This is a genomic window from Metabacillus sp. GQ13 (assembly GCF_059758525.1).
In genome coordinates, this window is sequence record NZ_JCAXET010000007.1 from 248,355 (window position 1) to 260,685 (window position 12,331).

The 12,331-nt window shown below is 38.0% G+C and carries 12 protein-coding genes and 1 pseudogene; 10 read left to right on the plus strand and 3 right to left on the minus strand.

Translation table 11 applies throughout. The features are described from left to right. The first annotated feature begins 161 nt into the window (after window positions 1–161). Complete coding sequence (locus AC6CHR_RS11005) at window positions 162–722, plus strand: manganese efflux pump MntP (protein WP_498248765.1); 561 nt, start codon at window positions 162–164, stop codon at window positions 720–722. 74 nt (window positions 723–796) lie between these two features. Here the strand turns inward: AC6CHR_RS11005 and AC6CHR_RS11010 are convergent, their stop codons facing one another. Together AC6CHR_RS11010 and AC6CHR_RS11015 are read right to left on the minus strand one after the other, a co-directional pair. After that, window positions 797–1,072 carry a YnaG family membrane protein gene (locus AC6CHR_RS11010; RefSeq protein WP_498248766.1) on the minus strand — a complete coding sequence of 92 codons (276 nt, stop codon included), beginning with the start codon at window positions 1,070–1,072 and terminating at the stop codon, window positions 797–799. Between the two features lie 169 nt (window positions 1,073–1,241). Then, window positions 1,242–2,201 (minus strand): CobW family GTP-binding protein, encoded by a 960-nt coding sequence (locus AC6CHR_RS11015; RefSeq protein WP_498248767.1) that lies wholly within the window; start codon window positions 2,199–2,201, stop codon window positions 1,242–1,244. Between the two features lie 212 nt (window positions 2,202–2,413). Here AC6CHR_RS11015 and AC6CHR_RS11020 point away from each other — a divergent pair. From AC6CHR_RS11020 to AC6CHR_RS11040, 5 genes and pseudogenes are all read left to right on the plus strand, one after another. Next, window positions 2,414–3,829 (plus strand): annotated as a pseudogene (locus tag AC6CHR_RS11020) (alkaline phosphatase); the annotation flags it as partial. Next, complete coding sequence (locus tag AC6CHR_RS11025; protein WP_498248822.1) at window positions 3,830–4,282, plus strand: LPxTATN C-terminal sorting signal domain; 453 nt, start codon at window positions 3,830–3,832, stop codon at window positions 4,280–4,282. A 30-nt stretch (window positions 4,283–4,312) separates the two neighbouring features. Continuing rightward, window positions 4,313–5,740: an alkaline phosphatase gene (locus AC6CHR_RS11030; protein WP_498248769.1), complete on the plus strand. Its 1,428-nt coding sequence runs from the start codon at window positions 4,313–4,315 to the stop codon at window positions 5,738–5,740. 141 nt (window positions 5,741–5,881) lie between these two features. After that, on the plus strand, window positions 5,882–6,892 hold the full coding sequence (locus AC6CHR_RS11035; RefSeq protein ID WP_498248770.1) for a permease: 1,011 nt from the start codon (window positions 5,882–5,884) through the stop codon (window positions 6,890–6,892). Window positions 6,893–6,928: 36 nt separating this feature from the next. After that, complete coding sequence (locus AC6CHR_RS11040) at window positions 6,929–7,768, plus strand: TIGR03943 family putative permease subunit (RefSeq protein ID WP_498248772.1); 840 nt, start codon at window positions 6,929–6,931, stop codon at window positions 7,766–7,768. 287 nt (window positions 7,769–8,055) lie between these two features. Here the strand turns inward: AC6CHR_RS11040 and AC6CHR_RS11045 are convergent, their stop codons facing one another. Next, window positions 8,056–8,508 (minus strand): ASCH domain-containing protein, encoded by a 453-nt coding sequence (locus AC6CHR_RS11045; RefSeq protein ID WP_498248773.1) that lies wholly within the window; start codon window positions 8,506–8,508, stop codon window positions 8,056–8,058. A 388-nt stretch (window positions 8,509–8,896) separates the two neighbouring features. Between AC6CHR_RS11045 and AC6CHR_RS11050 the strand changes: the two genes are divergently transcribed. Genes AC6CHR_RS11050 through AC6CHR_RS11065 form a run of 4 tightly spaced genes read left to right on the plus strand, consistent with a single transcriptional unit; the run spans window position 8,897 to window position 11,755 of the window. Further along, window positions 8,897–9,343 carry a low molecular weight protein arginine phosphatase gene (locus tag AC6CHR_RS11050; protein WP_498248774.1) on the plus strand — a complete coding sequence of 149 codons (447 nt, stop codon included), beginning with the start codon at window positions 8,897–8,899 and terminating at the stop codon, window positions 9,341–9,343. 25 nt (window positions 9,344–9,368) lie between these two features. After that, complete coding sequence (locus AC6CHR_RS11055) at window positions 9,369–10,658, plus strand: methyl-accepting chemotaxis protein (protein WP_498248775.1); 1,290 nt, start codon at window positions 9,369–9,371, stop codon at window positions 10,656–10,658. Between the two features lie 59 nt (window positions 10,659–10,717). Continuing rightward, window positions 10,718–11,164, plus strand: a complete 447-nt coding sequence (rpiB, locus tag AC6CHR_RS11060; protein ID WP_498248776.1) for a ribose 5-phosphate isomerase B — start codon at window positions 10,718–10,720, stop codon at window positions 11,162–11,164. Window positions 11,165–11,182: 18 nt separating this feature from the next. Beyond that, window positions 11,183–11,755 carry a TIGR01440 family protein gene (locus AC6CHR_RS11065; RefSeq protein ID WP_498248778.1) on the plus strand — a complete coding sequence of 191 codons (573 nt, stop codon included), beginning with the start codon at window positions 11,183–11,185 and terminating at the stop codon, window positions 11,753–11,755. Window positions 11,756–12,331 lie beyond the last annotated feature (576 nt).

The window sequence follows — 12,331 nt, forward strand, 5'->3', positions numbered from 1 at the left end:
TTATTAGAACATACAAAATGAGTTTTAATGATTTGCCTTGCTCTAACTAAGTTGGCCGTACTATGAAGGAATGCGGGTTTGCCTCTTTTCCTGCTCTTATCTTGTTCTATTCCAAATCAGCTACGCATAAAGATAAGTAGGCGTGTCCGAGGAGGGTAATCATGACAGTAGAAGCGATTATGGGTGAGCTTGCACCATTATTCATTATGGCATTAGCATTAGGAATGGATGCATTTTCTGTAGGCCTGGGCATGGGCTTAATTAAATTAAGATTTAGACAAATATTCTATATCGGTATAATAATTGGTGTGTTTCACATATGGATGCCATTAAGTGGTATGTTAATAGGTAGGCTGCTAAGCGATCGATTTGGAACAATCGCTACTTTTTTAGGAGGCGGATTATTAATTTTACTCGGTCTACAAATGGTCATGGCTTCATTTAAGAAGGATGAAAAACCGCTCATTACACCAGTAGGATTTGGATTAATTGTGTTTGCTCTTAGCGTTAGTTTGGATAGCTTTTCCGTAGGCTTAAGCTTAGGGATTTACGGTGCGAAGACTATTTTGACGGTCGTCATTTTTGGAGTCGTTAGTATGGTGTTGACTTGGATTGGGTTACTAATAGGTAAACGAGTTCAAAATTGGTTAGGTTCTTATAGTGAAGCACTGGGTGGAAGCATTCTCTTGGCGTTCGGTGTAAAATTGATGCTACCTTTTTAAGTGTGCCACCATTATACATAGCATGAATAAGAGCCTGGTGCCCTCCAAGCTCTTTTTGTTGATTCAATGGAAAGTCAAACACCAAATATCACGGTACCAAAAACCATATATAGAAACGGAAATAAAATTAATCCAGAATTGGCAATGATCGATACTAATGTTAAAGACTTCTTTTTATTTTCATATGCTTTTAATGACAAGAAGAGCCCAGCTGAACAGAAAAGCAGTGGGAGAAAGACTACAAGACCTTGGAATTTTTCCAATGTAACTATTTCAAATAAAAAGTTAAGGATTAGCAATAGTGGTAATAAAAAAAGAAAATAAGAGATAAGTGTATAATGTTTTTGCATTGACAAAACCCCTTTATATCCGTAATTGGTATGTAGTCACAATTGTTTACATATCCACCTTATCACATTTATCCCTTAAAATGGATGGGATAAAACACGAATGAACCACATTCTACCTAATTACAGGGTTCAAGTTTGCAAAAAAATGATATAAGTAATATCTATCTATCTAAACTTCGGAAAAATGGTTGGTGATCGTTTCCTTCACATTCAAGCTATTAATATTGTTACCAATTAAAATGATAACTGGAGTTTGGCTTTTCGTTGATTCTAGTTTCTCTAAAGTCAACCTACCTGATGCAAATTGGAAGGCATAGAATGATGGGTCCTCTTTGAATGTAATGATTCCCTTTCCGCGGAAGATCTCCTTTGGTAATTCCTTCAACCACTTTTCAAAAACACTTTTCGAAAATAGCGGTAAGTCCTCCATTTTCATAGCTTTAATGGTAGCATGTGCTGTATGAGAGTGGTCGTGCTCTTCAACTGGATGATTTCGAGTCGAGACATTCATTGTCTGCAATCTCGTTTTCAGTAATTCCTCTGTTGCAACTTCACCAAAGGTAGACAGGACAATTGGAGTATCAACGTCAACAGTCTTTTTCATTTGCATGATGATTTTATCGATTTTTTTTGCCGAGACTAGGTCTGTTTTATTCAAAACAAGCAATGATGAGGTAGTCATTTGTTCCTTCAGTAAGGTGCGGATTTCCTTTGAACTAGAAAAAATACTTTGGTATTCAAGAAATTGACTGGCATCAACTAGGCTGATGATCGACTTTATCGTAAAGTCGTCAATAAAGCCGGGGCTTGCGATCGCTTCGACAATTTCTGTAGGGTTGGCAACACCCGTTCCTTCAATTAATAATACATCGACAGGATTCTTCACAAATTGCGCGAGTGTCGTTTTTAAATCCTCCTGTATCGAGCAGCAGATACATCCATTTAAAAGTTCATAGGTATTCTCGTTTTCAAACAAATGACTTTCGACATTTGTATCACCAAGTTCATTTAAGATAATCCCAATTGTTTGCCCACTCTTTTTACAATCCTCAATCATTCTCTTCAGTACCGTCGTTTTTCCACTACCTAAGAATCCGCTAATAATATAGACAGCTATCGCTCGTTTCATAAAAAACCCCTCACTTACTTTTTATTTACTAATAGGAAGCATTACGATTAGTCATCATTAATGATAGAGTATATCTGGTAGATCGACAACCAATAGTACAAAAATTTACAAAAAATTTACCAAATCTACAAAATATTTAAATCCCACCTTAACATTGTATATCTACTATTAAAATTGTATGAAAAATAGATTAGGGGAGGAATGGAATAGTGATAGTGAATAGAAAATTCTCTAAAAAGCTAGTCACCATTGGCGTTCTATCGTCATTAGTGATTGGTAGTTTAGCAGGAATAAATCAAGATTCTGCTAAAGCAAACAGTGAAGCAATACCAGAAATAAAAAATGTGATTTTTCTAATCGGTGATGGAATGGGGCCGTCTCCTATTACGGCACATCGATATATGAAGGATGATCCATCAACAAAAGCAATGGAGATGACTGAATTCGACAAGTATTTAGTAGGGATGCAAACAACTTATCCCGAGGATCCGTCTCAGAACATTACCGATTCAGCTTCTGCAGCAACGGCAATGGCGTCTGGAATCAAAACTTACAACAATGCGATCGGAATGGATCCCAATAAAAATCCATATGAAACAGTCCTTGAAAAAGCAAAAGAAGACGGAAAGGCAACCGGTTTAGTCGCAACTTCTGAAATTACTCATGCAACACCAGCATCATATGGTGCACATGATGAAAGTCGTAAAAATATGGATGCAATCGCAAATGATTATTTTGATGAGTTAATCAATGGCAATCATAAAATTGATGTTTTACTAGGTGGAGGTTCATCAAACTTTATCCCTGAAGATGGACGGAAAATGGATGATCGTAATTTAGTAGAAGAGTTTAAAACAGATGGTTATAGCTATGTGACAACAAAAGAGGAATTACTAAATGATGAGAACGGGCAAGTGCTAGGCTTGTTTGCAACTGGTGGTCTACCGAAAATGATCGATCGCCCTGATAGTATTCCTTCTTTAGAAGAAATGACGTCTTCGGCAATTGATCGCTTAAGCCAAGATAATGAAGGTTTCTTCTTAATGGTTGAAGGAAGCCAAATTGACTGGGCAGAGCATGATAATGATATTGTCGGAACGATGAGTGAAATGGATGATTTCGAAAAAGCCTTTAAAGCAGCAATTGATTTTGCTGAACAAGATGGTCACACGTTAGTGGTCACAACGGCTGACCATGCTACAGGTGGATTATCATTAGGTGCTAATACAAAGACTTCACCAAATGGAGATTACAATTTCCATGTCGGACCTATTAAAGCATTCAGCAAAACGCCTGATTACATAGCAGCTGAAATTTTCGCTGCAGGTACTGACGCAGATGTAGAGGCAATCATGCAAAAACATATTGATGCAAGCTTTTATAACCAAATCACTACCGAAGAAATTCAAGCAGTAAAAGACGCTGTTGCAACGAACAATGGTACCGACATCGATAATGCAATAGAAGCGATCGTAAATGAACATTCCGTAACTGGTTGGACAACAGGCGGACATACAGGTGAAGATGTACCTGTCTTTGCATTCGGTCCACAAAAAGAACGATTCGAAGGGCTAATTGACAATACCGACCAAGCAAAAATAATCTTTGCCTTACTAGAAGAAAATAAAATACCAGTAACAGAAGTTCCGGATCCAAATGAAGTTCCAGATCCAAACGAAGTTCCGGATCCAAATGAAGTTCCAGATCCAAACGAAGTTCCCGATCCAAATGAAGTTCCCGATCCAAATGAAGTTCCAGATCCAAACGAAGTTCCGGATCCAAATGAAGTTCCAGATCCAAACGAAGTTCCAGATCCAAATGAAGATCCCGATCCAAACGAAGTTCCGGACCCAAATGAAGTTCCAAATCCAAACGGAGGAACAGTCAAACCAACTGATGAAACGAAATCATTAACGGATAAGACGACAACTGCAGAAAAGGGATCTGTTTCAGACAGTAGATTTAGGTTGCCACAGACGGCTACAGAAGTATTTAATCTATTAGCGATTGGCTTACTAGTCTTAGTAGTTGGTGGCGGAATTGTCCTTTATCAACGAAAAAAGGCAAAAGCAAATTCGTAACATATTAGAGAGAGTAGGAGGAGAAAATGGATGGTTTTTAAACGATCAATAACGAAAAAACTAGTAACTGCAGCCGTACTATCTTCAGTGGTCATTGGCAGTTTTGCGAGCTTAAATCAAGATGCTGCAAAAGCAGAAGATGAATCAGCAGCTAAAATAAAGAACGTCATTTTTCTAATTGGTGATGGGATGGGGCCTTCAACGATAACGGCCCACCGTTACATGAAGGATGACCCATCAACAAAAACAATGGAGCCATCAGTGTTTGATAACTATTTGGTAGGAATGCAAACAACGTATCCCGATGACCCTTCACAGAAAATCACAGATTCTGCATCTGCTGCAACGGCGATGGCATCTGGTATCAAAACATACAATAATGCGATTGGAATGGACCCAGAAAAGAATCCGTATGAAACCGTTCTTGAACGAGCGAAGGAATATGGAAAGGCAACAGGTTTAGTAGCAACGTCTGAAGTGACTCATGCAACACCTGCCTCCTATGGAGCACATGATGAGAGCCGTAAAAATATGGACGCGATTGCTGATGACTACTTTGATGAGTTAATTGCAGGCAACCATAAAATTGACGTTATTCTTGGTGGTGGTTCAAAGAACTTCATCCCTGAAGATGGACGTAAGAAGGATACTCGTAATCTAGCGGAAGAATTTGTTAATGATGGCTACAGCTTTGTCACCAATAAAGAGGAATTAATCAATGATGACAATGGTCAAGTATTGGGTTTATTTGCAACAGGAGGTATTCCGAAGGCAATTGATCGTGATGACTCAATCCCTTCATTGGAAGAAATGACAAGTCAAGCAATTGAGCGCTTAAATACCGATGAAGATGGTTTCTTCTTAATGGTTGAAGGAAGCCAAATTGACTGGGCAGAGCATGATAATGATGTCGTTGGAACAATGAGTGAAATGGATGACTTCGAACGTGCATTCAATGCTGCTATCGATTTCGCTAAACAAGATGGTGAAACGTTAGTCGTTACAACTGCAGATCACGCGACAGGGGGGCTCACTTTAGGATCAAACACTAAAGCAGCAGCTAATGGTGACTACAATTTCCATGTCGAACCAATTAAAGCTTTCACTAAGACTCCAGACTACATAGCAGCCGAGATCTTTGCAGCTGGTACAGGTGCTGATGTCGAGTCAATTATGCAAAAATATATTGCTGGCTCATTTTACAGTAAAATCACGACAGAAGAAATCCAAGCTGTTAAAGCAGCAGTTGAAACTGGAAATGGTACAGAAATTGACAACGCAATCGAAGCAATTGTCAACGACCATTCCGTAACAGGATGGACAACAGGTGGACACACAGGCGAAGAAGTTCCTGTCTATGCATACGGACCTGAAAAATCTAGATTTAAAGGATTAATCGACAACACCGATCAGGCAAAGATTATTTTTGGCCTATTAGAAGAGAATCAAACAAAATAGATTAAATATCAAATCCTCGGTTAAATAAAAATGTAATAACATACGAAGAGTAGAAAGCCAACATTTGGGCGTGGCTTTCTGCTTTTTCTAATCTACCTAAAGAGAAGCAAGCTAATACCTGGATAAAGGGGTTTTTAATAAATGAAAACAACAATGTTGAAACAGTCAAAGGAGTTAATCGGTTTAGCGCTTGTCGCTCTTTTCATCTACTTTTTTATTTTTTGGGACTACAAAGCCTTTCAAACACAGATCACAATCCCTCAAGATTGGTTGAATTTAAATACCATCTTCTTAAGCATCGTGATTGAAGCGATTCCGTTTATTTTATTAGGTGTATTTGTTTCATCACTCATCCAAATCTTCGTATCGGAGGAAATGGTAAAGAAGTATATTCCTAAGAATATGATTATTGCCGTCCTGCCAGCCGCCCTCCTTGGTGCTATCTTCCCTGTTTGTGAGTGTGCGATTGTGCCAGTTGTAAGAAGATTAATAAAAAAAGGGATGCCTTTACATGTTGCATTTGTTTTCTTAGCATGTGCGCCGATTCTAAACCCTGTAGTAGCAGCATCAACTTATTTCGCCTTTCGCTCTAACACAAGTATTTTAGTTGGACGAATGGGACTAGCATTTGTTTTATCAATGGTCATTGGACTCGTATTGTATGTATTCTTTAAAAATAGTGATCAATTAAAACATACATCAGAGGATTTAATTGGGACACAAACAGAATTACCCAAAACGCTTAATGTCAACAAGTTAAAGGCTACTCTTTATCATGCTAGTGATGAGTTTTTTGATATGGGTAAATACCTGATCATTGGTGCTTTTATTGCAAGCTTATTCCAAACATTCTTAGATAGAGAGATTCTCCTCAATTTAGGAGCAAATGAGTACACATCACCACTTGTCATGATGACTTTTGCTTTTGTTCTATCGCTGTGTTCTGAGGCAGACGCCTTTGTAGCGGCGTCATTTGGTCATGCATTTGCCCCAGGTGCCCTGCTTGCGTTCCTTGTATATGGACCGATGCTCGACTTGAAAAATGTGATTCTCTTATTTGCTTATTTCCGAACAAAATTTGTTCTCGTATTTATTGTTATCGTAACAGTAGTCGTTTACTTAGGGGTTATCCTCTACCAAATGACTTTCTAGTTAAGGGAATTTTATGAAATGAACGGAGGAAACAGGATGGAACAAACAACTGATTTAGGCTTCCAAAAATACATTCGCGGAATTATTTTAGTCGGATTTACCTTACTCTTATTTAAATTAGTCATTTCAGGTGACATTACCAATTTTATCGCGCCTAGAATGCTGCCATTTGTTTATTTTGCAACAGGAATCTTCCTTGTATTAGGGATTTTGCAAATATGGCGAAGCGATTCCAAGAAGGACTTAGATATTTACTGTGACTGTGGTATCGATCATAGTCGAAAAAAGTCACCAATTAAATCACTATTGGTTTACGCTTTATTTTTATTTCCTGTTTTAACAGGATTTATGTTCCCAGAAGTGATCCTCGACAGTTCGGTGATTGCAAAAAGGGGAATGAACCTTGGAACCGCCAGTACACAAACAGAGCAAGTGCAACCAACAAATACAAGTGAACAAGAAGGAACAGAAGCAAAAAGTGTCGATGAATTATTCCTCGAGGGCTTGCTTAACCGTGATAAAATAGTAGTAAGAGATGATGAGTATTCAAAAATAACCAATTATATTGAAACAAATCTAGATAAATTTGCCGGAAAACAAATTGAAATGGTTGGATTTGTCTACCGGGAACCAGATTTTAAGCCAGATCAAATGGCAATCTCAAGATTCACCGTATCCTGCTGTGTCGCTGACCTTCAGGTAATGGGCACATTGGCAACCGGAGAAGCGGCCAAGCAACTAAAAAATGACGAATGGGTCAAAGTCACCGGAACCATCAGCAAACAAAAAAGAGACGGCCAAGAAATACCAGAAATCAAAATTAACCAACTAGAAAAAATCGAAGCACCTTCAGATCCTTATATTTATGTGTTTTAGCTAAGCTCTTTTCGTAAACCTTTAATGCACAAGACTAATAAAAATCGGCAATTGGATTTTTATTGTCCTACACAAATCACAGTAACAACAATAAGACTCAATAAACCAGCGAAAAGAGTCCTAAGTATAAATGGAATCTAGTAGGCAGTGTAATAAAAATCAATATTCAAAGGGAAAACAACATGTTTCTAATGGCTCTAACCAGAATAGTACTAAATAAACCAACAATAAAGACAGCAAATTCGACAACATAGAATTTGCTGTCAAACTAGAAAATCACCTATTACTTATTTTTTCACATCAATTAATTCAAACCGCTCACATACTAGCATCATATCCTCTGAAAACTCAAGCCCTAAGTTAGCCAACTCTTCAGTAAAGAATTCTTCATGAACTTCTTTCCAATATCGATATGTTTTATCCCCTTCGCCTTCAGCGATAGCAAAATCCTCTGGAACTACATTCATTGGCATTATTTTCACATCGACTGTTTTAATAATCGCTAAAGGGTGGTCTTTGCTATTTAAGATTACACTATATTCTTCAACAGAAGGAATGGGCTCGTTTTCACGTTCATACAAAATGAAGGCTGAACAAGTAGCCGTTTTAACACCATCTATGACCAATTGAGCTAAATGGTCAGGATTAGCTCCAAAGGGCCATGAACTTACTAAGGTTGGTTTTTCTTTACCTTGGGATCTCCAATATTCATCCCAATACATTTGTGCTAGCTGGTTCATAAATGTTTCTCCCCCTATCAAAATGACTATCTAAAATAAATAATATCATGTAGCTTAAGATCTTCTAAAGTCTTTTCATCAGTAAACTTGGTAAGACAATGGATAAAGGTTGGTCTTAAACTAATTTAAGTTAATTGAGCGAACTGGATTAGAGTTCCCGTCAATCATGATCTTCAAGAAGTGAGAGCTTAGGGTAAAAGGGTCAGTACGTTTATCTATACAGGCGGGAGGAAAAAATTTTATAATGTGAAGTAGAGTGAGTGGGTTCGATTATTTAACTAACCCAAATTGAGTTACAATAATGACACGATAGATAAAAATAAAAAATTAATAATCAGACTATTTTATTAATAACGTTTCCATTATAATGAAGGAAGGAATGAGTCGCATGACTAAAGTACTATTCATTTGTACCGGTAATACATGTAGAAGTCCGATGGCGGAGGCTTTGTTTCAACAACTAAAAAGTTCAGGACAGCTTGAAGCAAAATCAGCAGGAGTGTATGCAATGGATGGAAACAATGCCACAGGTAATACAATTGAGGCATTGAAGGAAAAAGGGATAGAGATCAACCATCAATCATCTACTCTTAGCAATGAGTTAGTTGATTGGGCGACAATTATCTTAACGATGACGAATAATCATAAACAAGCTGTCATTGATCTCCATCCACACGCAGGTCGAAAGGTCTATACACTGACGGAATATGTCGCAGAAGACGATAATTTGGTAATGGATATTACCGATCCCTTTGGTGGATCTCTTCATATCTATCGCCAAACGGTAGCAGATTTAGAAGTGTTAATTAAAGCGTTATTAAAAAAAATTGAGTAATAGGAAATTTGGGGGAGAAACAACGATGCAGAAAAGAAAGAAGTATAAGTTTAGTTTACGACTAAAGCTTGTCCTATTCATCACTGTTTTAGCGGTCATAACGTATGCAACAAGTGGATTTTTTATTTATTTTCTAGTGAATTTTGCTGATCATTTAATCCCTAAAGAAGTATTTACCTTACTTACATTAATCATGGGGATCCTATGGTCAGGCGTTTTAGCTTATTTTGGTGCTGGTATCCTCACAAAAGCGCTACAAAAGTTAGAAGGTGCTGCTAATCGGGCTGCTGAGGGGAATATTCATGAGGATGTCGAAGTACCAAAAAGTGATGATGAAATTAGAGGACTTACACTAGCCTTTAATGACATGCAACAGAATATGAGAAATATGGTGAAAAGTATTGAATCGAATTTTCATCTAACAAGTGAACAGGTAAAGGAATTGACGATTGCATCAAATGCTGCATCCAACCAAGCCGAAGTCATCCAAGGGACAGTACAAGAAATTTCACGGGGAGCAGATCAATCAGCTATTTCGATTCAAGAAACAGCGACATCGGTTGAAGATATAATCGAATTTGCTTCACAGGTTGAGGAAAAGGCAGCATCTTCAGAGAAAATGTCTAAGGAAATGGTCACCTCACTTACTGAAAGTAAACAGGTATATGATTCGCTCATAACGGGTATTCAAACATTAGCAGGAGAAAATGAGAATTCTATGACAGCTGTCCGTCGATTAGAAGAGCATGCCAATGAAGTATCATCCATTGTTTCACTAGTTGGTGACATTGCCAATCAAACAAATTTATTAGCATTAAACGCATCAATCGAAGCTGCGAGAGCTGGAGAGCATGGAAAGGGCTTTGCTGTAGTAGCTGAAGAGGTAAGAAAACTTGCAGATGAAAGTGCTCATGCTGTAAAAGGAATAACAGGATTAATCCAAAATATTCAAGATGAAGTTCAAAACGTAGTCGGTCAGATTGGTGAACAAGTCGAAACGGCAAATAATCAAGCAGAGAACGGACAAGCTTCAGCAAGAATGCTTGAGGATACAAGTCAATCGATTATGGAAGTAGCAACAGCAGTCAACCAAATTAGTGACCTCATTCATCAACAGATGAATTCACTGCAAATGACAGGTTCACAATCCGAGGAAGTCGCTGCAATTGCAGAAGAAACGTCAGCTGGTGCACAAGAAGTTGCGGCAACGATTACCGAACAAACGGAAAAAATTGAGTATATGAACAAACTTGGTGAAAAACTAGCTGAAAGTTCTGAAGAGTTAAGAAAAACAATTGATCGTTTCATTATATAAGAGATAGAATAAAGAAAGAGAAATCTATTTCAAATCAAATCAACCTTTAGGAGGACATAATGAAAGTAGCAGTTGCTTCAGATCATGGTGGACTAAATATAAGAAAAGAAATCATCTCTTTACTTGAAGAGTTAAATATTGAGTATGAGGACATGGGATGTGAATGTGAATCGTCAGTGGATTATCCTGATTATGCTTTACCAGTAGCTGAAAAGGTAGCAAATGGCGAATTCGATCGTGGGATTCTTATTTGTGGAACAGGAATTGGCATGAGCATTTCAGCCAACAAAGTAAAAGGAATTCGCTGTGCGCTTGTTCATGACATGTTCAGTGCCCAAGCAACACGTGAGCATAATGACAGCAACATTTTAGCTATGGGTGAGCGTGTTATCGGGCCCGGGCTTGCACGTGAAATTGCCAAAATCTGGTTAACAACAGAATACCAAGGTGGGCGTCATGCGACACGAGTGGGCAAGATTACGAAATACGAAAACGAGCATCAATAAAAAGGAAGTCGTATATTAATGACAAATCTTGAAACTTGGCAACAGGATCTCTCTGACCTTTTAACAGACTTCCAAGCCCAAGCAAAATTGAAAAAAAACGATCTGCTTGTAATAGGGTGTAGTACAAGTGAAGTCATTGGTAAAAAAATTGGAACAGCAGGATCCGAAGATGTGGCGAAGATGATTTTTGATACCTTAGCCAATTTAAAAGAAACAACAGGAGCGCACCTTGCCTTTCAATGTTGTGAGCACCTGAACCGCGCACTCGTCTTGGAGAAGGAGGTAGCTACTACCTTGGGCTTTGAAGAAGTCACGGTCATCCCAGTTCGAACCGCGGGTGGAGCAATGGCCACTTACGCCTATCAACAAATGGAAAACCCAGTCATCGTGGAATTCATCAAAGCAGACGCAGGCATCGATATTGGCGATACCTTTATCGGTATGCATCTAAAACATGTCGCAGTACCAATTCGCAGTAAAATTAAGCAAATTGGCTCCGCACATGTCACGATGGCAAAGTCACGACCTAAACTAATCGGTGGCACCAGAGCCGTATACGAAGCAACACCAGAAAATAAATCATGTCACTAAGAAAGAATCAACAGCAACTAGGTTGATTCCTTTTTTTCGTTTTGGGGAAGTATTTAGGTAATTGATCTTGCCGAAAGTGACTATTTTAGGGTAGTTTGAGTGATTATCTCGAGGGAATTCCCAGTGAACATCTAGTTTGACAGGCGGATAGCTCTGAAATCTATCAACTTTGCCCAATAGATCTTAAATAGCCATCGGCCTATAGTCGATCATGTGTACATTTAAAGCCTCACAATTATGCCGAAAAGGCTATCAACCTTCACAAACATTACACGAACTCGCCAAACAATAAGCATCCCCATCTCTAATCATCAAAATATTCAATTATTTATATTGACTTTGTAAGAAAAAGTAACGACAATAGACATTATCCAATTGTACAACTAACAATTAATACTCATCACATCAAGAAATAGGAATGATCACAAAAAGAGTATGATAACGAATGATGATGTCTTTAAACGAGGTTAATATTCGTATTTGGAGTCATATTTCACAAAAAGAGACAAAATCGAGAAAAATATTTCAGAAAAACTTTTACAATACAGCTACTAAACGTGTACAATATAATTGGAA

Coding starts and splice junctions, on each gene's coding strand:
- AC6CHR_RS11005 (WP_498248765.1), top strand. CDS start 162: ATGACAGTAGAAGCGATTATGGGTGAGCTTGCACCATTATTCATTATG.
- AC6CHR_RS11010 (WP_498248766.1), bottom strand. CDS start 1,072: ATGCAAAAACATTATACACTTATCTCTTATTTTCTTTTTTTATTACCA.
- AC6CHR_RS11015 (WP_498248767.1), bottom strand. CDS start 2,201: ATGAAACGAGCGATAGCTGTCTATATTATTAGCGGATTCTTAGGTAGT.
- AC6CHR_RS11030 (WP_498248769.1), top strand. CDS start 4,313: ATGGTTTTTAAACGATCAATAACGAAAAAACTAGTAACTGCAGCCGTA.
- AC6CHR_RS11035 (WP_498248770.1), top strand. CDS start 5,882: ATGAAAACAACAATGTTGAAACAGTCAAAGGAGTTAATCGGTTTAGCG.
- AC6CHR_RS11040 (WP_498248772.1), top strand. CDS start 6,929: ATGGAACAAACAACTGATTTAGGCTTCCAAAAATACATTCGCGGAATT.
- AC6CHR_RS11045 (WP_498248773.1), bottom strand. CDS start 8,508: ATGAACCAGCTAGCACAAATGTATTGGGATGAATATTGGAGATCCCAA.
- AC6CHR_RS11050 (WP_498248774.1), top strand. CDS start 8,897: ATGACTAAAGTACTATTCATTTGTACCGGTAATACATGTAGAAGTCCG.
- AC6CHR_RS11055 (WP_498248775.1), top strand. CDS start 9,369: ATGCAGAAAAGAAAGAAGTATAAGTTTAGTTTACGACTAAAGCTTGTC.
- rpiB (WP_498248776.1), top strand. CDS start 10,718: ATGAAAGTAGCAGTTGCTTCAGATCATGGTGGACTAAATATAAGAAAA.
- AC6CHR_RS11065 (WP_498248778.1), top strand. CDS start 11,183: ATGACAAATCTTGAAACTTGGCAACAGGATCTCTCTGACCTTTTAACA.